This window comes from Methanosarcina mangrovi (assembly GCF_052057765.1).
GTDB lineage: Archaea > Halobacteriota > Methanosarcinia > Methanosarcinales > Methanosarcinaceae > Methanosarcina.
The window spans coordinates 1,948,609-1,973,983 of record NZ_CP195120.1 but is presented as its reverse complement, the minus strand read 5'-3'; the positions used below and the strand labels follow the sequence as shown (position 1 = coordinate 1,973,983).

Here is a 25,375-nt window from a genome sequence, read left to right as displayed (position 1 = left end):
TTTGTATATATTTGGGATTGATATGAAGAATAAAGAGTATGATTTTGACACTGAAGTAAAGAATTATCTTATCCAAAAAGGGTATGCAAGAAGGCGGCAACTCATAGAAGACCTGATGAAAGCACATAAAAATGAAAGAGGATATAGCCTCAAGAGTATAAACCGTAAATTAGACAATTTGATTAATCAAGGAATTATTATAAGTCTTAAACACTCTGATTTTGGAAAATTAGGAATAGAAGATGTTGATAAAAGAGCCAGTTACCTTACCTTGAAAAATATATCCAAAATAAAGGATCATATGGATAAGATTTTAGAAAGGCTTGCTTCAGAAGAGCCAATGAAGCAAAAAATGGCTTTAAAAGAGATTGCCCTTTATGAGCAAGTATATGTTTTAACTCCTGAACAATTGGATTTAGTGGTAAAGCAATTTGACAAGGGTATTGATAAAGGAATTATAGATGATGACCTTGCTAATACGCTATTACTTTTATTAAACACATATATTTTGAAAAAAGGTATTGAACCAACGAATAAAACAAAAACAATCGACCTTTTAGTAAAACTGCTAGACAAGTATCCGGCTCCTGTTTCAAGGCAAGTAAATCTTAGAACACACATCATTTATCTTCTTGGGCATTATGGACATAAGGCTGTAATTGAAAGGTTTATAAAAGATGCAAGAACCCTACAAGATTTTTCTCTCATAGAAAACGTTTACAACACCGAATACACAGCTAATCTTATTGAAGAAAATAGAGAAGAACTTTACAAACTGCAAGAAGAATTAGCAATAGAAGGAAAAGAGAACGCTTCTCAGTTTGTTTCCAATATAAGAAGTGATGTTCTAATTTCCTTGGGCTTGCGTAAAAACCCTTTTACTAAAAAGGAGGATGATTCTTGGTGAAACTTCTTCTTTTGAATGGTCACGGCATAAATATGCATGTTGATGGAGCCAAGCTCCAAATTAAAGATGGAAGATTTTCAACTACTGAAGAGCCTCAAGAATATGTATTTTCTCCGAAAAGGATTGATATTGACGGCATTATCATATATGGCAAGAGTGGGAACTTCACCTTAGAGGCTATTAGATGGCTCATTAAACACAATGTCCAAGTTTCTATCTTAGATTGGAATGGCAAGCTTCTAACAACTATGCTTCCTCCTGAAAGTACCAATGTAAAAACAAAATTTGCTCAGTATCATGCTTTTGAGGATCAGGAAAAAAGGCTTGAGATCGCAAAGAAGTTTATTGAAGCTAAATTTGATAAGTCTAAGGTTGTTCTTGATTTCCTGAGCCAAAGGTATCCTGAAATTAATTTTGATATTTTAGATGGACTCACAAAACTAAAAGATGTGAAGAGCACCAGGGAAATTTTGGGAGTAGAGGGAACCTTAGCCGGTAAATACTGGATTGAGTTTTCAAAGGCTGTTCCAAAGGAGTATGATTTCTGTAACAGGATAGACCAGTTCAGAAGAGCTATGGGTTCAGGAGATATGGTAAATACCATGCTGAACTATGGCTATTCTCTGCTTGAGGCTGAGTGTTTGAGAGCCATAAATACTGTGGGGCTAGATCCTCATGTGGGGTTTTTGCATGAAATGACTCCAAGCAAAAACAGTTTAGCCTATGACCTTCAGGAGCCTTTCAGGTTCCTTGTGGATCTGGCAATTATCAGCCTGGTTGAAAGTGGAGCTATGGAAAGTAAAGACTTTATCAGGACAGAAAACTACAATCTGAGATTAAAGCCTACAGGAGCCAGAAAGGTTGTTAATGAGTTCTCCATTATGCTGAATAAAAAAGTAAGTTACCAGGGAAAAGAAAGCACATGGAGCTATGTTATTTTTCTGAAAGTAAGAGAATTAGCCCATTACCTTACAAGTAAAAAGGAAAAACTGGATTTTATTAAGCCTGAATATGAAATTGAGAGAATTGATTCTTACGACATAAGGCAAAAGATTCTTAATATTTCTTATGTTGATTGGAAGAAGTTAGGGTTTTCTAAAGGCACATTGCATTATATGAAGCAAAATGCTATGTCAGATAAACCGTTTACTCTTAACTCTCATGTTCTGGATAGAGTAAATAAGTGGGAAGCATTGGTTTCACGTCAAAAGTAAAAATATGTATGTTTTTACATGTAAAATGTAAAAATGTAAAATTTACAGTAAAATAGTAAAACGGTATCATGAGGAAGTGTAAATTTACAGTAAAATAGTAAAACAGCTTAAGTAGAGGGAATAAAAGGATTGAATCAAATTAATTTTACATCTAATGGCAAAATTCAGTTATCTTTTACCCTAAGTTGTAGAGACTAAACCTAGTGGATATTCTGGTGAGAAGTGTCAATTTTATTTTGAGTCCTATTTTGCTTCTGATTAAATAATAAAACAAACAAATTAATTTCGAAAAGAATTAATATTATCTTAACAGTTCCAACAATAAATGAGTTCACGCACACATAAAATTAGAAAAAAAAGTGATACTAAAAAGGGACACCTTATTAGACATAATAAACTCTCTTCAATTTATTGTAATTCAATTATTAAAAATGTGCTAAATCGTATCCTATACTTTTGTTTAATTTTGGTCTTTTCAATTATCGCTTTTTTAATAGTAGGTAGAGTGTTAAAGGGAAACATAAATTATCTACAAATTATAAGCGTATTTTTTTTATTTATTGTAAACTTAATACTATCTGCAAAAATCATATCCCTAAGATCTAATTGGAAGACACTACTTTTTAAGTATCAACATGCTTTATCTTGGAAGTATATATTATTAAAAAAGAAAGCTTTTTTGCTAAATTTCACTCTGTACAGTAGTATCGGTATTTATATATTAACATATAATAATTTTAAGATGGCTGTTAATAGCCCTCATTTTTGGACTAATCCTCTAATAGCGAACTTCACAATAACAATCACAGCATTGAGTATTCTATTTCTATTTGAGGGTTTTTTTATGGCGTTTTTATTATGGGAAAAATTTATTTCTCGATTTTTTAAAAATGTCTCAAAAACTAACAGCGCTGACTTCGATGAATCGAGTAATAATCAATTAGTATCTGCCGATTCAGCAACATTTCAGGTTACAAACTCAAAAATAGTACTGATTGGAGTTTTAATTGCTTCTATATTTTTTGCAAAGCTCGGATCTGATCAAATTGACGATTATTTCTTGAATTCAGCTTCCTTTAATTTTGATATATTCTTTTTTAACCTTGTTATTACTCTACTTTTCTTCACATATTTTATAACTTCTTTAAACAATATGGTATTTAAACACTTTAAGTGGGAACATGATATTGATATTAAAAGCCACATTTACATATTATTATGGAGTTTTTTCATTTTTATCAATGCGATTTACTTTACAAAGTATTTAGCAATAGCTATGTTTTATTATCCAATTGAAGGCAATGACCCTGTTACTATGTTGTATTTATCAAATGTGATAACGCCAGCAGGAAAGCCCCCTCTTGAAGATCCATTTTTTATCGCTATAAGTACGTTTATAGATTACTTGATTTTTGCAATAATTTCTGCAGTACTAGCATATATTGTGTTTTTCGTCCAAACATCTAAAAAGCATATATTGGAGGTTCTGGAAAGAATCAAGAAAATTGTACTTAACTACGATAATGAATCTGCTAGTTCTAAAAACCCAATATCAGATGTGATCGAAAAACGATTCTCGAAGCAATTCAAAAACGAAATATTTGTGAGATACTTTAGCCTATTTTTCTTTATCTATTGCATTGGTATTCCCTTTCTTTGTTCATTGGTTATAATGTATTTATTAGTAAATGATGTAAGGTTTAATACTGGAGCATTTAGTATTACTGTAAATAAATATCAGTATGTATTCGGAGCATATATCTTTTTTATGCCTGTATTTGGAGCTATTCATGGACAAGCTGAAAAACATTATAAATATCCATTAAGTTATTTTATAAAAAGAGACGTTTGGCATACATTTGTCAAGTATTCATCAATTCATTACTCAATCGTAGATGCATGTCTAATTGACATTTTTATGAGAGGGGTTTATCAACTATCTAAGGATCATGGAAATATTGCCCCTCCTGAAAGTATACAGACGATACAGTCTATTTTTTTCTCTGTTTTTGTATTAGGGTTTCTGTCAATAAGCATTTCATCAAAACTTGAAGAGCTTTTAATTAACGCGTATGATTATGATTTTAATGAGAATTATAAAAAAGAAAAAACAAGTGTTTAAACCCCAAGTTTATTTATTTAATTATTTGTTATAAAATACAAATTAATACTAGTTAGATGAACTTCACAAAAAATATAACTTTTTTTAGCTAAGGCAACTTCTAAAAATACAGTGCTGTTGGGATTTTTCAGTAGCGTACACTTTTTTTGAGTTACCTATATCCCCGCACTAATCATGGGGTAATAGGGATCTCAAAAAAAAGTGTACGCTGCTATAAATTATTCTACCAACTCAAAAAAAGATATGAAGATCCCGATGGGTCTTCAACTATCTCAGTTCTTAAAACGTATAATTAAAAATCAAATAAAGATTTTGTTGGCTTTCTTATCATAACAAACATTATAATTCTCATTAAGCCAGCTTATTGGATTTCCTAACATATTATAATCAATAAGAACTCTACTCAATAAAGGTGCTGTAGAATCCGCATTCGCTTTAGTAATTATTTCATTCAGGTGATTTTTTAAAGTTCCAATAGACACTCCCAACTTATTGTATCTCTGTTATGCTGAATTAGGTGTGTACAGTCTTCCATAGGTCTTGAGACGACGTCCTATAGTATAGGTTTGCCTCCAATGTAACCCACATATTTGGTGTGAGTTTTCGTGTATTCAGTACATTTAATCAAATTATTTCAAAGTTGTTCGGAGATGTGAGATAAGAATGCAATCTTGCCATGATTCTTAATGAAAGCCTGATATATATGAAATTGTACTTCTTTAAATAAATTATCATAGAGTTTTTCGGAGATGCTGAAAAAAGAAACCAGTATATATTATACAATCTTTGAGTTTGTTGAAGTGATTAAAATGAAGGTTAGAATTGTAGAAAAAGGTGCATTTCGTATAGTTGGTTTAAAGGAAAGAGTTGGTATAGTCTTCCAGGGGGCAAATCCCGAAATTGAGGCAATGTGGCAGCAAATGAATGAAGAATTATTAAAAGAACTATTGTCCCTCTCTAATATAGAACCATCTGGGATTATCAATGCATCTGCAAATTTCTCAGAGGGCAGAATGGAAGAAAAGGGAGAACTGGATCACTATATTGGTGTAGCAACAACCAAAGAAGGACCAGATAACCTGTCACAACTTGAAGTCCCTGCTTCATCGTGGGCTGTGTTTGACACAACTGGGTTATTTCCTGATGCCGTGCAAGACATGTGGGGGCGCATTTACTCTGAATGGTTTCCCTCTTCGGACTATCAAGTAAGCGAAGGACCTGAGATCTTATGGATAGGTGATAAAGATCTAACTATTCCAATGGTGAAAAGTGAAATCTGGATTCCAGTCTCAAAAAAGCAAGACTAAGGAAAGAAACCTCATAATGGATAGATATTTGCAAAATACGCAAGCTTGAGAATATTTCAAAAGTTGATCGATTCAAGGAGCACCATATTCCTTCAATTAATTTGGTGATATTATGACGATGGATTCAAACCAGTGTTTACTAATATTAAATAACTTGGATGCTTTCATTGATCATTCACTTGGACTGAAGCCTGACGACAAGTTTTTATCAGGTTTCCATTACAACCAAGACCTTCTCAAAGCTTCTATTGCTAATACATATGTTGAGACAATTGGAAACAAAGCAGATTCATTGCACCTTGCAATAAAGAATGTACCGACTTCTAATATATACTGGGAATACCTCGAAATTGTCAAGACTTTAGGGGCAAAGTTTGAACTTCAAGAAAAGGATGTTGTGCTTGCCTTTAATTATACTGACGAAGATTTTTATGGAAATTCTCAGGGGTTTTTGATACCTCGATGGAAAGGAAGGGATGGAGGAACTAAAAAGTTCAAGTTTGTAACATGTTCAATTGTGAGTTCAGATATTCCGCAGAACATTCCTCTTGTATCCATTCCTGTCTGGATGGGACAAAATATAGCCCATGCTATAACTTGGTGTCTTACAGTTATTGAACCAATGCTGAAATCGATTTCCTTAATTTTGTTAAATAAAGGATTCTATAGTAAGGAATTAATGTTAACACTTTCCGACTCAAAGTACCCGTATTTGATTTTTGTTCCCAATATTTCCAAATATAGGAATGAATTGGCTCGAATGGAAGAAAAAGAAAAAGAAAAAATACATTCCAAGTTTAAATTTGATATAGATAAAACAACATTAAAAAATGAAAATACACTATCATTGTTGCAGCAAATATTCAATGAACAAAACGAAAAATCTTATGACTGGGCATTCGTTACTAATCAACCTGAAATTGACTTTGACCATATAATTAATTCATACAGAAGAAGGTGGAAGTTGGAAGAAGGTTTTAGAATTAAGGATGAAACATGTATAAAGTCCAAATCTACTGACGTAAATATTCGTTTTTTTTACTTTGCTTACGAACAGGCATTACAATTAATATGGGTTACCCTATATAAGGAAAGAGTAAGTTTCAAGATTTTTATGATTAATCTATACGAGGAATGTTTAAAAAGACAGAAAATGGAATAATTTCTGTTTTTGATGATTGATCTTTTCTGCCTAAAGAGAAGAGATTCCAATGGCGGAGACGAATTGTTTTTGCATTTGATTTTTTCTACTTTCAATTTCTCACTACTCTATCCCATAGGGGGAAAATATGATGATGAGCAGCAATAAATACTCATTCAAGGCTCAAAAGTGAGTGTCTTATTCTGATGGAATATTCACCAACTTCATAAAAACCATCATGCAAAAATTAGTGGTGTTAAAACAACACTAACAAGATGATTATCTAGTCTATCAATCTCAAAATAAAATGAGAGGCCCCCTTGGTAATTGGTTCTATACAATCATTGATTCAAAAAGTGATGATGCAACGGTTCTGAGTACAATTGAAAACATTGAAAACTTCAAAATAGGAAGATATAACCCACTTTCCGCAGTAAATTTTTGCAAATTCACAATTTTTCCTGCTATCGATTTTCAATAAAACTGGATTTATTGGAATTTTATGCAGGAGGTAAAGAAGCTATACGGTGTATTATAGAGACCAAAAAACGATATCATTCAATTTTCACCAAGTTCCATTAAAAGTCCAAATTAATTTGATTTTTTCAAAAACGCTATCAGAAAAAATATTGATTTTCGAAAAAATACTGCGGAATGTGGGATAAATTTTAGGATAAAGTTTTTAGCGTCCAAATAGTTCTTAAAAAATATAAATAATAGTTCCTTTCAGTCCGTTGAAGTCCAGCAATTAGAAGTTGAAAACATAAGATATTAAGAAACACAAGGAACCGAAACATATGAAACCGAGAAACATAAGATATTGAGAATATAAGATATTGAGAAACACAACAGACTTGAAAAAATTTACATAGGTTAAAAAATTTTTTCTCCTTCTCTTCTTTTCAGACCCTTATCTGTTCTCCATAGAAACTTTCTGAAGCAAAGCTGTTGCTTCCCGGAGACAGGGAATTCAGTTCACTGGCGGTTTCACTTAAAGAAAGCATGAAATCCGCCCTTATCCTTAAAATGAGCACATCTGGCTGCACACAGCAAAAAAGAGTCGGTTCGCCTTCAATTATCCAGATGTAGCCTTTTTTCTCCATCCCTCTCAGAGTCCCATAGATCTTGGGTCTCGGAACTCCCGAATTTTCGGCAATATCGCTTGCTTTTGCCTGCTTCAGGCAGACGAGGGAAGCATAAACTTTGGCTTCGTTGCCGGTAAACCCCAGTTTCTGCAGGTTTTCAATAAGCTTAAGAGTCATTCCGGTTTCCTCCTTCTATCATGTGCTGAGATCTGATCCAAACGACACTCTCCATCATCTGAAAGCTCCGGGTACTCAATAGTTTCATATAGCTAGAATTCCCAGAACCAATAGCATTCACCTTACTCCTGCAGACAGGCTGGCGTCTACTTTCCGCAGGATTTTTACCATGGTCTCAAGGCTTCGGAGAAAATCCTCAACGTCCTTATCATCAACAAACTGAAGGATTTCATCAGCCATTTCAGTGGTAATCTGGCTCAGGCAATTGTAATATTCAAGCCCTTTTTCAGTAAGGGAAACAAGCACCTTTCTCCGGTCTCCGGGATCGGTTTTCCTGAAAACAATCCCTTTCTTTTCGAGATCATCAACCATCCTCGTCAGGCTGCTCTTTTCCAGACCAGTATATTTTCCAAGCGTGGAAGGCATGATTTCTCCTTCGATCCCTATGATTTTAATTACCAAAGGCTGGTTCTTGCTCAGTTCCCTGAACTTGCCTGCAATTTTTTTCTGAAAAGTTTGCTCAAAAACCAGGTTATCGAGAGCATCCCTTTCCATTGACAGGAGAATTATCTTACTAAGTGTTGCCTCATCCATTTCCTTTATCATCCCTTTTTACCGGATTCCGTCGAACCCTTTCCCGAAAAACTGGCTTTTAATTTCCAGAATATAATGATTTATCATGCAATAAGTTGAGTTTTCAATTATACTAAAAATAATTATTGATATATCAACCATTGATAAATCAACTACTGTATGATTGTATATAAATATTCCGACATTTCCATATTAAAGCATAAAAATGGAAAAAAATTCCCGGAATATTTACACTTTATAAATATCCCTTCATCAACCCTCTGGCAAGGCTTCTCAAAGGGAAAAAGAAATAGAAGACGAAAAAACAAACTTGAAAAACAACACAAGAAGACGTGGGAATAATTAGTTGTCAAGTAGGATTTAACTCAGCTTTGTTTGCATTTATCTATTTTTCCACCGCTTTTATCATTTAAATCTTATTTGTTCCGTTTCTGTCTTTTTGGGGAAGACCGCTCTCCTGCGTCGAGCGGACAAAAACAGTTCAATGTAGCGAATAATGTTGTACGGGTTAGAGAAATCGCAAAGAGCCCACTTGAGTGAAGCTTGCTCTCCAACCATAAGTTAGTCCTCCTGAGCGAGCGGAGAGAGTGAAAAGGACTGCATGCAGACTTGCAGACTTAAGTTTCTCGAAGTTTCTCGTAAATCCTGTCAATATGTCCGGAACGCGTGATTATGAGAAGTTCGTCCCCTTCTTCAAGCCTTGGGTTTTCCCGCGCAAGGATAAAGTCATTGTTTCTGTAAAGCCCGATACATTCGGTATTTTCCGGGAACTGGACTTCAAAAATCCTTTTGCCAGCATGCTGTTCCCCTGTTCTGAAGCTGATTACGCGAACATCAGCCCTGATAAGGTTGCTCAGCTCGATAGTATCAATTCCGCGCAGGGCATCGGAAATAATTGTTGAGGAGATGCGGGGCGGGTTAATCGGAGAGCTGATCCCCAGCTTCTTTGCAATTTCCATAAACTTCATATCATCGGTTTTGACAATAACCCTTTCCACTCCTGCTTCCTGTGCGATCAGCCCTATCAGGATATTGTCCTGGTCATGGTTGGTGCAGGCTACAACCGCATCCGTAGAGTCCATTCCTGCTTTTTCAAGGATATCCGGGTGGGTGCCTTCGGCATTGATTACGGTGCAGTCAAGCTCTTCAGCTAGCTCCCTTGCAACTTCCTCGTCCTTTTCTATAAGAACAACCTCATTTCCCTGCCGGATCATCGTGCGGGTCAGGTGCATTCCAAGGGAACTCGCTCCAATAATGATTACTCTCATTTTTTCTTTCCTTTCCTGTGACTTCTTTCCTGTAGCTTTTTTCTCTATTTGACTATCTCTATGTTTTTCTATTCTTTTCTTAATTTGTTTATCTTATTTCTCTCTTTTACCCTCTATGTATCCGAATCTTATTCGGGCTGTTCCTTAGGACTCTTTTTTTCTCCGTTTTTCCTGTTTCTCTCAAGCCATGTCCTGGGCAGGAGCAGGATTAAGAGTGGAACTATCTCCACTCTCCCGAGCAGCATATCCGCACAGAGCACAAGCTTGAGCAGAGACGGCATGCCTGGAGTTGTCACACCTGTTGACAGGCCTGCGGTAGCCAGGGCGCTCGAGGTCTCAAAAATAGCATCAGCCGAATTTATTCCGTAAAGCATGAAAATGAAAGCCGAGAGCACGAGCACAGCCGAATAAAGCAGCACATAGGTCATGATTCGGTAGAAATCGTCAGGATCAACCACCTGGGATTTTACTTTAAGAGGGGTAATTGCTTCCCTTGGGAGGAAAAAGCGGTAAAAGACCAGTCTTATGAGCTGCACGATTACAATCAGCCGGAAGAGCTTGATTCCGCCTGTGGTTGAACCTATACTACCTCCTATGCACATAATTGCACTGAGAAAACCTTTTGAAGCATCGGAAAGGGGAGCCATGTCTATAGTGGAAAAACCGGCTCCTGTAAGGGCTGAAATGACTTGAAAAGCAGCATTCGGTAGCATATGGAACATTTCAAGCCCGCCCGTTCCTCCCGAAAGGGTTAGAGCAAAAAGGACTGTCCCTAGTGTGGAAAGCCCGAGCAGGTACCTTACCTGCGGGTCTCTAACAAGCGTTCCGGGTTCCTTCAGGACTTCCGGATAAAGCGAAAAACTGATTGCACCCATTATGCAGGAAACCGTGATCAGGAACGGGATCATGAAGCCCTTATACGCTCCGATGCTTGCAGCCTGCGTTGAAAATCCGCCTGTGGAAATAGAACTCAAGGTGTGGCAGACAGCTTCATAAAAAGGCATGCCGCTGAAGAGCAGGAGCAGCAGTGAGAGGAGGGTCAGGACAAGGTAAACCGTACCAAGGGTCCTGGCAGTTGTAATTACACTGGGGCGGATCCGGCTTTCCCCGAAGTTTACCCTGTAAAGCCTGAAAGCCGTAGTCCCGGGGCGGATAAGGATTCCAAGCACAAGCACGATTATGCCTATTCCCCCTATCCACTGCAGCCAGGAGCGGGTAAAGAAAAAGAGCCGGGTGGGAGAAGGCGGGGCAAGGCTCAGACCGGTTGTTGTCAGGCCCGAGACACACTCAAAGTAAGCGTCCAGAAAGGGCATCCCGCTTGAGAGCGCCATTGGAACTGCGCTAACTAACGAGCAAAGGGGGAACGTAAGAGCCGCAAGGATTAAGGCTTCTTTTATTTCAAGTTCGAAGTCAGGAAGTACTTTCTGGAGTAAAAAACCCGTCCCTGCAGTTACAAGGGCACTGCTCCCATAGATTATGGCTGCATCGGTTTCCCCGAGAACAAAAGCAGCAAGTACAGGGACTAGCAGGACTGCTGAAAAGACCAGCAAAAGATGCCCGGTGTACCTGAGGACAGCAAGGGGGTTTACTGGAGAGACAAGCTCATACATAAAAGCCAGTAATATTTTTTTATTTATTTAAGTCTGTTTCACTCTGGAAGAGAGGTTGGAGAGAGGTTGGAGAGAGGATTAAAAAAGAGAATTTCTCTCTCCATGTCTTAGTTCCCTCTCCATGCCGTATTTTTTACAGGACTCCTGCCTGCTCAGGTATTGATAAGTTCTGACTGACATTTTTTCCTGAGCCCCTGTAATTTCTCTAAAATGTCCAGTTTCTTTCCCCTGTGGCTGTCCATCAGGACTATCAGGGGCGGGAAAATAACGAAGGTGACAATCATTGCCAGGAGGACATCTATGACCGTTACCAGCCCGAAACTGCTAATCATCGGGAACGGCGAGGCGATCAGGGCAGAGAAACCAAATACGGTTGTGGCACCCGAAGCAATAAGGGCTGTACCTGTAGTAGATGAGGCCTGATAGATGGCATCCACAGGACTCATTCCTGCATCCCTTTCCTCGAAGTAACGCTCCATCATCAAAATCGAATACTCAGACCCGACCCCGAGTATCAGAGCGCCCATAACTGCAGTCATAGGGTTATACGCGATATCCATGGCAGTCATCACCAGGCCTGACCAGCCGATAACGACCAGCATCGGGATAATTGGAGAAAGAGCCTTCACAATGTCCCGGTAAACTACCAGGAGTCCTATAAGAACCAGGAAGACCCCGAGCAGAGTCATCATACTTCGGCCTGTTGTAAGCCCGGCAACCATATCAATGATAACTACAGAGTTGCCAGTTATTGTAACCGTGACACCTGGGGGCGGCTGCATCCACTGGATGTCTTTTAGGACAATGTCCCGAAGCTCTTCTATGCCTGTAATTTCAAGGTCTGCCATGGCGGTTCCTATATCCAGGTCAATATGAAGCAGCTGACCCCCTTCGATATATTCCCCTTTCTCGCTGGCGGGGATTTCGTCGTATATCGCCTGTATTTCATCGGAAGTCTCGGGAATTGTTCCTCCGTTTCGTTCTTTTACAAGATCCACTATGCTTGTGGCACTGTAAACATGCCCTCTGTTTGTAACTTCGTGCTGGGAGAACTCATCCATCCACTCAAGAAGTTCCGGGTCACTTGCGTCGTCTACTTTCAGGATGATATTAAGGTGATCTCCAGATCCCGAAAGGAGACTCTGCATGTTTTTGTAGTTGATCAGGGAAGGCATGTCTTGAGGAATGAAGGAATTGGTATCAGTCTGGATGGGGATTGACTGGTCGGCATAAAGCCCTGCACAGCAGGTCAAAAAGGCAACTACAAGGATAACGGAAGAGTGTTTGATGGTAAAACCGGTAACTTTTTTCAGGGTTTTTTCAATTGCTCCGGGCTCATGAGTCGGGATATTTCCTGCACATAGTGAATTTTCCAGGTCGCTTTTCGGCCCGTTTTTACCATTTTCACCTGCTTTACCCTCTTCGTCCCCTTTTTTTCTGAACAGCCCATACGGGTTTTTCTGGGCAATCCAGTCAAAACTATAGAGAGTTACCAGCCCGAAAAAGAGCGAGGAAAGATAGCACATGATTACCCCGATGAGCAGGAGTTTGCCAAAGTCCTGGATCATGGGGACAACGGAAGTAAAAAGCGAGACAAAACCTAGAGCTGTCATTGCAAGCGCGATCAGTACGGCAGGTGCGGTATTCTTGACCGTAGAGACAAGGGCCTGCGAAGAAGTTTTGCCACAGTGAATTTCCTCTTCCATACGGTTGTGGAACTGAATTGAATAATCAATCCCTATCCCGATAAGTACCGGAAAAGCCGCCATGGAAACCATTGTCATGGGCACGCCGAGATATCCCATTGCCCCGAAAGTAAAAAGGACTCCAAGAAGCACAACAGGAAGTGGAAGCAGCCCCCACCTGACATGCTTAAACACCAGGAGAAGAACGACTACCATCAGGATACCTGCAATTCCTAGCAGCACGCCCATACTGGCTCCCATTTCGCTCTCAATGTCAAGCCTCAGAGAAGGGCTGCCTGTAACAGTCAGTTTGTAGCCGGGAGGAAAATCAACTTCTCCTAGCGTTATTTCAATATTATTAATAATGTCTTCCTTCTGCTGGTTAGTACTGCTCCCTTCGATCTGGATAATTATAAGCGTGTGGGTTTCATCAAGTACAAGACTCTCAAAATATTCCGGGTAGCTCTCAATCAAATCCCGGACTTCCCTATCCGAATCCGGGATTTTTGACCTGCCGGACTCAGCATAGTTAATTTGCTTCATTATGGATGCAGCACTTGAAACCTTGGTGACTCCCGGAACCAGCAGAGCCTGCTGCCCCAGCCTGTCGGCAGCTTTCACGACGTCCTCGGTTTTCACATCGTTTCCTTCAACCATCACAATGACGCTCTCTGTACTGAAAGTGTTTAGAAAGAGGTGGTCATAGTCCTTGTACAGCTGCGAATCTTTTGATACCTGGGTCTCGGTTCCGGATGCCATTTCAATATATTGGGCACCCTGAAAAGATAGCAGAACCAGCAAAAGCACGACAGCCATTATGAAGGGACGGTTGTTCAGAATAAAAATTCCCAGTTTTTCAAAGACGTTTTTTATAAGGAATCCCCCTTAGGAGGCTTGTTTTTCAGTCAGGTCCGTTTTTCAGTAGAGTTTGCTTTTAAGTAAGGTTTGTTTTTAAGTAAGGTTTGTTTTCCAGCCACTTCATTTCCAACCTATCAGTTTTCAGTTAATTTTTCATCCAGTTTTTTGAATACAATCCCGTGACAAATGTAGCATAATAACGGCTTGCAGGATTGATTTTGATGCAGAAATAGTCTGAGCAGAATCGGAAAACTGCCCTGAAATCGTTTTAACACCCCATCCCGAGTTCCGCAGATTCTCCGGAACTGAGGGCTTTCCCTTCAGGGCTCAGGGCATGGAGCCCACAGAAGATTTCGTTCAGGGAGAGCAAAAAGTCGGTCCTGATCTTTGAGATCAGTTCCTCAGGACGTATGCAGCTGAAACGGATTGGCTCCCCTTCGGTTATCCGTACGTATCCTTTCTCTTCCATCCCCCTCAGGACTTTGTACACCTTGGGTCTGGGGACCCCGCTCGTCTCATAGATTTCCCTTGCAGTTGCCATTTTCATACAAACAAGGGTAGCATAAATCTTGGCTTCATTTTCAGTAAAGCCAAGTTTCTGCAGATTAGTAATAAGTTTCAGAGTCATGCTTTCTCCTCATGAAAAGAAGTTAAAAACGAAAGTTTTGCATTGTTTCGGTATAATCTCATGTTAGTATTGATGCTCCATTTAGGGCCCCGATTTCGAAGCTTCCGGTCCCGGGCTCATTTTTTGCTTTCCATTGCAGAATCGATTTTTCTCAGGACTCTCAACATTGTTTCAAGGCTCTTTTCAAAATCCCTGAAATCCTGCTCTTCACCCAGTCCAAGGATCTCGGCAGCCATCTCCTCAGAGATTTTATTCAGGAACTCGTAGCACCTCTCACCTTTTTCGGTTAGGGAAACAAGGACTTTTCTCCGGTCTTCAGGATCGTTTTTTCTCCGGACAAACCCTTTTTCTTCCAGGGAATCCACCATTCTCGAAAGGCTGCTCCGGTCCATACCCATATAAGTCCCGATTGTAGAGGGCATGATTTCCTTTTCCATTCCTATCAACATGATAACGAGAGGCTGGTTTTTGTTAAGTTCCTTGAGTTCGGCGTTTTGAGAGGCGGCTATTTTGTGGAAAAACCGATCTTCAAATATTTTATTATAAAGTGCCCGAAATTCGAGGTTTATCAACCTTACTTTTCTAGTGCATTCAGGGTCCATGTTTCCTCCAGGGAGCTACAAAACAGCAATAGTTGAGATTTCAATTGATGAAATTTCAATGGTTAATATGTGGATAGTTTGAATACAGATTGATGCAAAATCAACAAAGCTGTGATAATCGAGATGACACAATACTATTTAAAAATATCCATCAACAAAATTTGCTTGCGTTTTCAAGAATTTGCCCTAAAATATAACAATTTCCCGAAAATTCGACTGCGATTCTTTTCACTCGCTTCGGTTCCCGAATTGAGACTCGGAAGTACGCGGTCTGTTTCGGCAGAGTTGCGGCTCTGCAGTACGCCGCCCTTTTCGCTTCGCTCAAGAGGGCAAATTTGGGGATATAGTAATGAGCTGCGCTCAAGCAGACTATTTATGAGTCCAGAAGTAAGCTGAGCTCAAGCGGACCAACTTAAAAGAATGGTAAAATAAATAGACGCAGGAGAGCGGGCTTTCCCGTAAAAAAGAAGAAAAGAAAGCAAATAAAAGTCAGAAAGTGAAAGATGCTGGAAACATTTATGAGTAAGAAAAAGGTCCTAAAAGATCAGATCAGCAGAAATTTCGATCTCGTCTCTCTTTCAAATCGTTTTGCTTTATTTTTACTTTTGAGAAGGGCCGCCAGAAGCTGGCGGAGGCGCTGATATATACATGAAATTAATAATTGGTTTTCGGTGTTAAGAAAAGCATCCTCTGGTCTTCGGGAACATTTATTCAACATATTGTTTCTCTTAATTGCGGTATTGGTTTGCAGATTGTTTTACCAGACTGACCGACCGGCCCAGACCTGGTACGGTACAGGAGGAGAAAAAGGAGATATTTCCTGCCGTGTCCTGGAATCAATTAACCAGTTAAGGAAATTCAATAAAGCTCTACAAAAATTAAAATGATACTTACGGGATAAAAAATAAGGGAAAAAGAGAGGACATGAACCTGAAAAAGTATAATGTTTTTCCTTTATGTTTTTCCTTTATTGCATTAAAGTCATATCTTTCATTTTTTTCTTTTTCTGCCTGAGATCAAGAAGGCGATCAGCAAAATACCGGCAGGATAAGCAAATCCCAACGGGGATTTCTCCGTATCTTCCTCTTCCAAACTGGCTCTTCTTGATTTGTTAACATTTTCAACAGTTTTTGGAGTAATCACTTTTTTCTGGTAGAGCGACTCGACGGCCGGGCTGTAAATAAGTGCAAGCTCATCGGAATCAGAATCCCCGATCAAATAAGAAGAATCGCATATTCCATCGCCATCAGTATCCTCACAGATTCTGGAAAAACCATCTCCATCAGGTGTTGCCCAGCAGTTACCTCCCATATATGAACCCCCTGCTATGTTTGTACCTGCTGTTTTCGTGCCGTTCCAGATATTGGTTTTATCTTCAACTGCGTTCTCTGTGTTATTGAAATAATTATTGTAAATAGAGTTGTCAAAACTCTCGGTGAGCAGGATACCACTTTCGGTGTTATCGGTCACCACGTTGCTGCTCAGCACGTTTTCTTTACAGTTCTCCACATAGAAACCAAAGGAATTCGAACATACGTTATTTTCCAGTATTTCATTGTAGTCACTGTGCCCAAGGAGGTAAATTCCCTTGCTGTTATTCAATACGGAGTTACCGGCAACCGTATTATAGCGGGCAGAATAAGCTACGAATATACCGTCCTTGTTTCCGTAAAAACTGTTCTCTTCGACGATATTGCGCTCCGCACTGCCTCCAAGCTGCAGGCCGCACACGCTGTTTGACTTAACCGAATTTCCAGTTATCCGGTTATCGCCTGAAATGACAATAAAAATTCCCCTTTCACAATTTGATACCGAATTATTGGACAGACAGTTACCCCTGGAACTATCCAGTTTGATGCCTGCCTTCTGGTTTGCTGAAATATTATTGTCACTTATATAGGTACAGCTGGAAGAGGCTACCATAACTCCGTTTTCCCGGCTTGAGTAAACAATATTTCCTGTGAGGGTATTGTTATTGCAAGCGTTTTCAAGGTACACCCCATAGTAGTTGTCCGAAACCCTGTTCTTTCTGAGTACGTTTTCGCCGCTGGATACGCAGAGAATAAGGCCGTACTTGTTATCGGAAGCAGTATTTTCTCTCAGTACATTTTTACGTGACTTTTTAAGGTAAATTCCATAGTAGTTGCCCGACAGAATATTTCCCTGGACTATGCAGTTCTGGACATTGTCGAGGTAAATCCCGGCAATAAGGTTTTCTTCATATTTTGCTCCCCGAAGAGTAAAGCCGCTAACATTGACGTTATCTGCACTGATATGAAAAACGTGATCTTCTGTGTCTGCAGCCTCAACAACCGTTTCTTCCGGAACCCCTGTTCCTGAAATAACAGTAAGATGTTTCCCGATGTTCACATTTTCAATATATTTGCCGGGCATAACAAGAATCTTATCCCCTTCTTTTGCAAAGTCCACTGCTTCCTGTATCGAAGTAAAATCCGCTCCTCCATTAGCGTCCACAGTCAGAGTATCGGCAGCAGCAGTCCCGCATGCCAGTGCAATGAAGGATAAAGCAGCCACCGCCCGAATAATTTTCCGGAATATCCCCATAATATCAACCCCTTTTGCTTTTATGAAAATAACTGCCGATGAATAGTTTACCTATTAAGGGCAAATTTTAAGATGCACAGTATTAATTTTTTTACTATTCAATATAGAAGATATAGAGAATGATACTTAAACTTTTTTTAATATAATCGAGTTAGACATAAATTAGACTTGTTTTTGAAATTTTGAATTTTCTCTGAGAGCCCATAGGCAGATCTTCATCGAGTGCAGAAAGCAGGAAGCAGTACGTGAATAAGGTTGGATGGGTAAGAAGATCTATAATTCAGTTATACTTAGCTCTCTCAAAGCGAAATTCGATAGAAAAAAATCAAGAGAAGAACATAATTGCAAGCCTTAAAATAGAATCAGGCTAAAAACTTAGAAAACAGACCGAAAACAGCATTCGAAAAACTCTTTTATCCCGGAACTATCTCATAACTTAAACCATCTTGTAACTTAAATTATCGCATAACTGGAAATATCTCGTAACTATTACAAAAGCGGGAGGCCTTAATCTGAAAGAAACTCTTATTGAGATAAAGTCAGAATTTGCAGACTACTTCAAAGAACGTGAAGCCGAAATAAGTGGCTCCCTCCTTGCTGTCCTTTCAGGCGAAAATCTGCTCTTTCTGGGCCCCCCCGGCACAGCCAAAACCCAGCTTGCCCGAAGCATCTGCCAGACGATTGAAGGCGGGAACTTCTTTAATTACCTTTTAACAAGCTTTTCAACCCCTGAAGAGATCTTCGGGCCTCTCTCCTTAAAAGCCCTTGAAGAAGACGAGTTCAGGAGAAACATAAACGGTTGCCTCCCGACAGCCCATATTGCTTTGCTGGACGAGATCTTTAAGGCGAGCAGCGCAATCCTTAACAGCCTCCTGACCATCCTGAACGAAAGAAAATACCATAACGGAAGGGAAATAGTCGATGTCCCCCTGCTCTCGGTCTTCGGGGCTTCGAACGAACTTCCGGAAGAGGACGAAAGCCTGGAAGCGCTTTATGACCGTTTCCTGTTCAGGTACAGGCTCTCATATATCCAGGACGATGAAAACTTTAAAAATCTCCTTTTCAGAGCACCTGAGGACTTTAAACCTGCTGCGAGTATGCAGGTTTCAGAAATTGAAAAGCTCCGCAAAAGCTCAAACTCCCTGCCTGTTGATCCTGATGTTGAAGTTATAATCACGGAACTCCGGAAAAACCTCCAGCTGCAGGAAATCGAGATTTCGGACAGGCGCTGGAAAAGAATCGTGCAGGTCCTGAAGGTTGCAGCCTGCAGCAGCGGCTGTCCGGCTGTTGACAGGACAATGGTCCTTTTGCTCCAGCACATGCTCTGGAACCTGCCCGAAGAGCGGGAAACCATCCGAAAAACAGTTTTCAAACTCGTTGTTTCCGGCGGGACAAATACCGAAAAACTCCGCCTGGATGCTGAGGACCTGAAAACAGCCCTTAATATCGCCCTGAAAAACGAACTTCCCGTTGGAATCATCTGCGACAGTTGCGGAGAAGAATTCCAGCTTCGGGAAAAGCTGGAGCTCCACCATACTGCCTGCCCGAACCACAGCTATACTCTGAAACAGGAAGGAAATTCGAGGATTTATCCTTATGAGAACCTGGTGAGAGAAATTGATTCTCTCCACGAACGTTCAGGGAAGAAAAATACCCTGTCCAAAAGCCAGAGAGAGATTTTTGAAAAGGAATTCGAAAACCTGGCCGGTAGAGTAAATCGAGTAAAACAGAGGCTTGAGGAAGAAAAGGAACTGCTCAGAAATCTTATGGATGCAAACATCTGGCTTTCAACCCCTGACAGAAACGAAGCCCTGCTCCTGCATGACACAGGAAGTGCACAGCTTTCCGGAACAGAAGCCCTGATAGGCGAAATCGAAGAGCTGCTGGGTTTGCAGCATAAAGAATTAAGGTCCGGAGAGTTCAAGTCTGCAAAATCAGGAGATTTTGACTCTTCCGACACCCATGCCGCAAAAATGGAAGCAAAAGTACAGGTCCCGGATTCAGGTAACAATGCCAGTGGCTTTATGAAAGGGCTCGGATCCAGATTCAAGCTCAGATGACCAAATGAGGTGTTGATACGGAAGATTCGACCGGTTTTCTGACCAGCCCTGACAGAGCCTCTTCTGAGTCATACTCTTTTTTTTCCAGAAACAGGCTCTGGCAAGAGGCCCTTTCCGTCCAGAGACAGGCAGCTTCCCTGCTGGAAGGGGAACTGAGAAGCACCATTGCTTACCCCCGCACGATTCCCCGCCCTCTGCGCGAGAAAATAGCCGAAGTGATTGCCCTTGAAATCCTCTTTGAGCAGCCGTATGAGATAAAAGATGCTGAAAGGTTCATAGGAATTTTCGGGGCATTTTACCCGATCTTTCTTACCCTGAGAAACTCAAGGCCATGGCCCGGGCTTCAGAGGATAGCAAAAAGAAGCCACGGAGCTGGAATTGCATGCCTGAAACTGCTTCTGCCTCTGATCTACAATCTTATGGAGCATATTTCAGCAGCCAGGGAAAGAGGCTCGGAAAAAGACCTGTTTACGAGGCTTGATGCCGAAACCGAAGCCATCCTCAGGGAGTTTGAACAAATCCTTAAACAAACCCTCCTCCTCTGGGCAGGTGGGAATCCCGAGAACCTGGTAGCCCGGAATGTTCAGCGACCTGAGCCGGTTTCCGGAAATTCCGACATTTACGAAGCTGTCCTCAATTTCATGCAGAAGGATGGATGCCAGAATTTTCTTGACGGGATGCTGGAAGGTCTCTACTCCAGAATGCGGGAGTTTATCTCCGAAATGGAAGAAAACCTGGATCTTTTCGATACTCTTGCCCTTCTTTTCCCGGGAAGAAGCTGGAGTTATTCCGTAAAGGAGCTTAAAAAAGAGCCTTTTTACGTCCAGCTTAAGATGCTGAAAAATTACTCAGCTTTTTTTGAAAAAAACCCTGACCTGAGAAGAATCGTAAACTTTATAGGCAGGCGGGAGTTTGACCCCCCATCTGACCGTATCCGCTATTCTCCTTTCGGGAAAAACAGGATCCAGACTGTTCGCTTTTCAGACTCGATAAATAACCTCCTGCCCATGGAAGCCGCAAAGCTCCTCAACCCGGCTCTGAAGCGGAAATTCTATGCTGATATGCTTGAAGGAAAACTCCTGAGCTACCAGTTGCTCGGGAAACATTATACAGGCCCCCCCAGGATAAAACCAAGAGGACCCATGATCACTCTCGTTGATACCTCGGGTTCCATGCACGGGACTCCCCAGACCCTTGCCAAGTCTGCCGTGCTTGCCATGGCAAAGCTTATACTTGCCCAGCAGCGGGACATGAAGGTCATCCTTTTTGCCTCCACCAGCCAGCACCTGGAAATCGAACTCAGCAGCAGGAAAAAGATGTCTGAGAGGTTCCTGAACTTCCTGCTCTATACCTTCGGCGGCGGGACGGATTTCAACACCGCGCTTGCTTCAGGCCTCAAATCCCTTAAGGAAAAGGACTTTCAGGGTGCAGACCTGCTTTTCATTACCGACGGAAAGTCCGAAATCTCTGACGAGCTCGTCCTTGCCCGCTGGGAAGAAGCAAAAAAGAAATACAATGCAAAGGTCTACTCGCTGATCGTAGGAGGTAGTGGAGCAGGTGGACTTTCGCAGATCTCGGATTATACATATATTGTGGAGATGGAGCAGGACCATGAGGGCTCGGGCGGAAGAGTAAAACTGATAAAGTGTGAGACCAGGGAAGCTGAGACTAACAAAACGTGAGACCAGGGAAGCTGAGACTAACAAAACTTGAGGCCAGGGAAACTGAGAACGATGAAATGTGAGACAAGGGAAGCTGAGTAGAAATACGGTGATTTTCCCGCACGGATAATGAATAAAAAATAGAAAACGAAAAGAGCCGGACCTGCTTTTTTTACGTGAACGGGTTTGGAGTATACTTAAAAATAATGACCAAAATCAATAAAGAAATGAGAATAGATATAGCCGCACAGATAATTTTCTTGATGTCCATTTTACTGCTCCACTGAGATTTTAAGGGCTGTAACCTATAAAAAACGTTTCATTTAGCATGAAAGTATATGAGGAGATCTTCCTCACGTACTCTCTTTTTCGTCATTTCTCGCAATTACGTATATTTCACTCATTATTTTGATCCTTTCATCAACTGAGAACATCTCAGTCTCAACTATCTTTCTCTTTTGAATTTCTCCCTTTTTATATCCAGTTTCATCTTCATACATCTCCTCTTTTGTAATAAGATGCCAGATAATTGTTGCAATTTTTCTTGCTAGGGCAATAATCGCCTTTGAATGTCCAATCGACTTCTTTTTTCTGTTGAAAAACTCTTTTAACCTGCTATTTTTCGTTCTTGCTGCTGCCTGGGCAATCTGTGTTAGGATCCACCTTGCTTCCTTAGATCCTCTCTTAGTGATTCTACCGTTATGGTATTTATCCGCTGATTGGTACACCTTCGGAACTAGGCCAAGCCATGAAGCAAGCTTATCTCCTGAAGAAAAATCTTTGAAATCACCTATTTCAGCAATAAGAGTTGCTGCTCCAAGTTCTCCTATTCCTGGAACAGACATTAAAATTTCCATTTCTTGCTTATGATTTCTATAAGCATAATTGAAAATTTCTTTTTCCAAAATTTTGATTTCATTGTCAAGATGCTTTATGATATCCAGACAGATTTGAAGCCTGAATACAGTATCTTGAGAGATTTCTCTGTCCAGAATTTCCCTTATCTGCTTACTTTTCTTACGAACATTTGGAGAAAGGTTTGCAATAATCTGGTCAACGCTTTTACCTGAACAAATTCCTGATAGAATTGCTCTACCACTCTTACCAAAAATATCTGTTAGCACATTCTTCAGACTAAACATTTCAGGTGCGAGTATGGCGTGAGCTTCATTTTTTATATCTGTTCTTTTTTGTACAAGGTTATGGCGAAGCCGAATACATGAACGAAATGTTCTATGGTTTTTTGGGAAAACTCTTGATGGTTGAACCATATTATTCAATGCAAGTTGTGCGATGAATTCGGAATCGATCTTATCTGTTTTTTTGTGTGTAAAAGCCTTCATATCTCGGGCATTTCCAACTATAACAGGTAGATGTTTTATCAACGCATCATAAATCGGAACCCAAAAGTCACTCGTTGATTCACAGGCAACAACGTCACAGTTCTCTGAGATAACCCAGTTTTTAAAAGCTAAAATTTCGTCAGGGGTTCTATAGAAATGTTGTTGCTGTTTTTCACCAGATCTACTGAGGATTGTAGCAATGAAAAAGAGTTTGTGAATGTCTAAACCACAAACTTTGTTTATAACCTCAACCAATTTAGATCACCAAATTAGATCACCAAATTAATTTGGGCAGTAGAATTGCCTCAAAGGCCAATTTAGCATCCGTGATCAAAGTCACAGTTGAGCCTTCGATGGCAATTCACTGGTTAGTTTTATCACGGCTTCGAAGAACCAAAATAAGTACAACCTTACTGCCAAAGAGAATGATGAGGTTGATCGATAAAAAGGGAAGGAAAAAAACTACTTTCATTTCTTTGTGCATGTTATTCGAAGAATTTCATATGCGTTTTATATGAAAACGTTTTGCATGTGAGTTAAAATGAAACGAAGAAAGGTCATTTAAGATTCGGAAAGCGTGGAGTTCCGTTGCCCGCATTTCCTGAATCTACGGGATTGAAACTCTGCTTTCGGCTTCCCCTACGGTTCCGGAACATGTTTCTTAAGATAGTGAAGTCGATTTTATGTAAGGGCCCAGAATCATATCTTTATAAGAGCCCCCTGCCGGAACCTTCGGATACAGGACCTCTTCCCTGTCCGTGCAGGCTTCCAGGAAGCAGGGTCCGTCTGCATTCATAAATGCTTCCATTTTCTCTTTCAAATCGTTTCTGCTACTTACCCTCTCTGCATAACCGAAGCCAAATGACCCTGCAATCTCTGCAAAATTCACATCTTTTGGCCTTTGTGTTCCTATGCGTATTCCTTCATAAGCTGCATCCTGCAGGTTCTGGACCATACCATCGCTTCTGTTGTTCAGCATGAGTATCTTGATCGGAAGGTCCAGCGATGCGATGGTATGCAGTTCTCCCAGATTCATCCTCAGACTGCCGTCACCATCGATTGCTATGACTCCTGAACGCGGGTTTGCATAATGGACGCCGATTGCGGTGGGCATGGAAAAGCCCATTGTGCCGAAGGAGCCGGAAGTCATGAAAGATTTTGGGCGGTGCATTGGCAGGTACTGTGCTGCGAGCATCTGGTGGTTGCCTACACCGGTAGTTATCTTTGTGCTTTCGTCAACGTAGCTTGCAAGCATTGAAATGACCTCGGCAGCCTGTATGTGTTCGGATGTTCTGTTGTAATCCAGAGGCCACGACCTTTTCAGGTCTCTTGCACGCATCTGCCATTCCCGAATATCCAGACGGATGTTATGCTTCCTGGCATAGTTCAGCAGGTCGCGGAGCGCTGTAGCGGCGTCCCCCAGGAATGTAAATTTCGGGCTGCGCTCGATTTTTATCTGATGCATTTTCTCGGGATTGATATCAATGTAAGCTATGTCAGTACCTATTGCAAACCCAACCTTTTCCGCAACCCGGTCATCCCATCGTACCCCGATAGCGAAGAAGAAGTCGTTCTCCTGTATGAGCATGTTAGCATACGGTGTACCGAACATTCCCAGCATTCCCAGGTTCAGGTCATCCCTTTCGTCAACGACACCTTTTGCCATGAGTGTATTGACAGAAGGTATTCCGAAAAGTTCATTGAATTCTCTGACGGCCTGGCTTCCTGACTCCGAGTTCAGACCGCCTCCGAGATAGAGCAGGGGTCTTCTGGAGTTGAGCAACAGTCCAAAAAAGGCTTTGCATTGTTCTTCAGACAGGTGTTTATCATCGTGATAACTTCCCTCGAACCTTGTGATCTTCATACCATGATACTTATGGTTTTTCAGCTGTTTGTCAAGGGGGAAATCTATGACTACAGGCCCTGGTTTTCCTGACTTTGCAAAGTAATAGGCATCCTTGATTATGGTTTCCATGTCATCAGCATTGGAGAGCTGTATGACCTTTTTGGCTGCATCTCTGAAAATACCTTTGACGTTAATATGCTGGAAGGAATCGGTGCCTATCTTATGCTCAGGGACCTGTCCTGCAAATACAAGCAGAGGAATGCTGTCCCCATAAGCATCGGCAACGCTGGTGAGCGTGTTGGTTATGGCAGGTCCGGATGTGACTATGGCCACACCTACCCTGTTGCTTGACCGTGAATAACCTGCTGCGCTGAATGCTGCCGATTGCTCGTTGGAATTAACTATAATCTCAATATCACTATGCCTGAGGGCATGGAATACCGGAAGTATTGCTGCCCCCGTATAGCCAAAGATGTGTTTGACACCAAGGTCCTCCAGACACTTAATCAGGACTTCCGCTCCATTCATTTCTTTCATCTTAAAACTCCCGGAAAGAAACAAAACTGGCACAGGACGCACTATTCAGTATAATAAGCAAAAACAGCACACTTGAGCCAGAATGTTTTCTTTTTCTTGCTCAAGCGAGTACTACCACTACTACAACTACTACGGATACAGGTAAATTGAACTCCGTGTGGTTTG

Annotated in this window: 18 protein-coding genes; 7 read left to right on the top strand and 11 right to left on the bottom strand. The window is 40.7% G+C overall.

All coding sequences use genetic code 11. From position 1 onward, the window contains the following. The first annotated feature begins 22 nt into the window (after nucleotides 1–22). From ACSAZL_RS08960 to ACSAZL_RS08940, 5 genes are all read left to right on the top strand, one after another. The gene (locus ACSAZL_RS08960; RefSeq protein WP_440948336.1) at nucleotides 23–907 is read left to right on the top strand and encodes a hypothetical protein; all 885 of its coding nucleotides are present in this window, start codon (nucleotides 23–25) and stop codon (nucleotides 905–907) included. Then, on the top strand, nucleotides 904–2,121 hold the full coding sequence (gene cas1 / locus ACSAZL_RS08955) for a CRISPR-associated endonuclease Cas1 (protein ID WP_440948335.1): 1,218 nt from the start codon (nucleotides 904–906) through the stop codon (nucleotides 2,119–2,121). The genes ACSAZL_RS08960 and cas1 overlap by 4 nt, the downstream gene beginning before the upstream one ends. 844 nt (nucleotides 2,122–2,965) lie before the next feature. After that, the gene (locus ACSAZL_RS08950) at nucleotides 2,966–4,243 is read left to right on the top strand and encodes a hypothetical protein (protein WP_440948334.1); all 1,278 of its coding nucleotides are present in this window, start codon (nucleotides 2,966–2,968) and stop codon (nucleotides 4,241–4,243) included. Between the two features lie 749 nt (nucleotides 4,244–4,992). Further along, a complete protein-coding gene (locus tag ACSAZL_RS08945) occupies nucleotides 4,993–5,550 on the top strand; it encodes a GyrI-like domain-containing protein (RefSeq protein ID WP_440948333.1) in 558 nt (185 codons plus the stop codon). Between the two features lie 118 nt (nucleotides 5,551–5,668). Then, nucleotides 5,669–6,712: a hypothetical protein gene (locus ACSAZL_RS08940; RefSeq protein WP_440948332.1), complete on the top strand. Its 1,044-nt coding sequence runs from the start codon at nucleotides 5,669–5,671 to the stop codon at nucleotides 6,710–6,712. A gap of 881 nt (nucleotides 6,713–7,593) precedes the next feature. Here ACSAZL_RS08940 and ACSAZL_RS08935 read toward each other — a convergent pair. The 8 genes from ACSAZL_RS08935 to ACSAZL_RS08900 all read right to left on the bottom strand — a co-directional run bounded on the left by ACSAZL_RS08935 (nucleotide 7,594) and on the right by ACSAZL_RS08900 (nucleotide 17,763). After that, the gene (locus ACSAZL_RS08935; protein ID WP_440948331.1) at nucleotides 7,594–7,953 is read right to left on the bottom strand and encodes a TrmB family transcriptional regulator; all 360 of its coding nucleotides are present in this window, start codon (nucleotides 7,951–7,953) and stop codon (nucleotides 7,594–7,596) included. Nucleotides 7,954–8,070: 117 nt separating this feature from the next. Further along, on the bottom strand, nucleotides 8,071–8,547 hold the full coding sequence (locus ACSAZL_RS08930) for a MarR family winged helix-turn-helix transcriptional regulator (protein WP_440948330.1): 477 nt from the start codon (nucleotides 8,545–8,547) through the stop codon (nucleotides 8,071–8,073). Between the two features lie 617 nt (nucleotides 8,548–9,164). Then, nucleotides 9,165–9,815 carry a potassium channel family protein gene (locus ACSAZL_RS08925; protein ID WP_440948329.1) on the bottom strand — a complete coding sequence of 217 codons (651 nt, stop codon included), beginning with the start codon at nucleotides 9,813–9,815 and terminating at the stop codon, nucleotides 9,165–9,167. A 128-nt stretch (nucleotides 9,816–9,943) separates the two neighbouring features. Further along, on the bottom strand, nucleotides 9,944–11,425 hold the full coding sequence (locus ACSAZL_RS08920) for a TrkH family potassium uptake protein (RefSeq protein ID WP_440948328.1): 1,482 nt from the start codon (nucleotides 11,423–11,425) through the stop codon (nucleotides 9,944–9,946). Nucleotides 11,426–11,577: 152 nt separating this feature from the next. Further along, nucleotides 11,578–13,926 carry a hydrophobe/amphiphile efflux-3 (HAE3) family transporter gene (locus ACSAZL_RS08915; RefSeq protein ID WP_440948327.1) on the bottom strand — a complete coding sequence of 783 codons (2,349 nt, stop codon included), beginning with the start codon at nucleotides 13,924–13,926 and terminating at the stop codon, nucleotides 11,578–11,580. Nucleotides 13,927–14,236: 310 nt separating this feature from the next. Further along, nucleotides 14,237–14,596 carry a TrmB family transcriptional regulator gene (locus ACSAZL_RS08910; protein ID WP_440948326.1) on the bottom strand — a complete coding sequence of 120 codons (360 nt, stop codon included), beginning with the start codon at nucleotides 14,594–14,596 and terminating at the stop codon, nucleotides 14,237–14,239. Between the two features lie 116 nt (nucleotides 14,597–14,712). Further along, a complete protein-coding gene (locus ACSAZL_RS08905; protein WP_440948325.1) occupies nucleotides 14,713–15,198 on the bottom strand; it encodes a MarR family winged helix-turn-helix transcriptional regulator in 486 nt (161 codons plus the stop codon). Between the two features lie 990 nt (nucleotides 15,199–16,188). Then, nucleotides 16,189–17,763, bottom strand: a complete 1,575-nt coding sequence (locus tag ACSAZL_RS08900; protein ID WP_440948324.1) for a right-handed parallel beta-helix repeat-containing protein — start codon at nucleotides 17,761–17,763, stop codon at nucleotides 16,189–16,191. A 512-nt stretch (nucleotides 17,764–18,275) separates the two neighbouring features. On the opposite strand from ACSAZL_RS08900, the gene ACSAZL_RS08895 reads away from it, so the two are divergent. Further along, on the top strand, nucleotides 18,276–19,823 hold the full coding sequence (locus ACSAZL_RS08895) for an AAA family ATPase (RefSeq protein WP_440948821.1): 1,548 nt from the start codon (nucleotides 18,276–18,278) through the stop codon (nucleotides 19,821–19,823). Here the strand turns inward: ACSAZL_RS08895 and ACSAZL_RS08890 are convergent. Next, the gene (locus ACSAZL_RS08890; protein ID WP_440948323.1) at nucleotides 19,816–19,989 is read right to left on the bottom strand and encodes a hypothetical protein; all 174 of its coding nucleotides are present in this window, start codon (nucleotides 19,987–19,989) and stop codon (nucleotides 19,816–19,818) included. The genes ACSAZL_RS08895 and ACSAZL_RS08890 overlap by 8 nt on opposite strands. Nucleotides 19,990–20,038: 49 nt before the next feature. Between ACSAZL_RS08890 and ACSAZL_RS08885 the strand changes: the two genes are divergently transcribed. Next, a complete protein-coding gene (locus ACSAZL_RS08885; protein WP_440948322.1) occupies nucleotides 20,039–21,505 on the top strand; it encodes a vWA domain-containing protein in 1,467 nt (488 codons plus the stop codon). 332 nt (nucleotides 21,506–21,837) lie between these two features. Here ACSAZL_RS08885 and ACSAZL_RS08880 read toward each other — a convergent pair whose 3' ends face one another. Beyond that, nucleotides 21,838–23,082, bottom strand: a complete 1,245-nt coding sequence (locus ACSAZL_RS08880; RefSeq protein ID WP_440945984.1) for an IS110-like element ISMac14 family transposase — start codon at nucleotides 23,080–23,082, stop codon at nucleotides 21,838–21,840. A 406-nt stretch (nucleotides 23,083–23,488) separates the two neighbouring features. Beyond that, nucleotides 23,489–25,210, bottom strand: coding sequence for a thiamine pyrophosphate-binding protein (locus ACSAZL_RS08875; RefSeq protein WP_440948321.1), 1,722 nt, complete (start codon nucleotides 25,208–25,210; stop codon nucleotides 23,489–23,491). Nucleotides 25,211–25,375 lie beyond the last annotated feature (165 nt).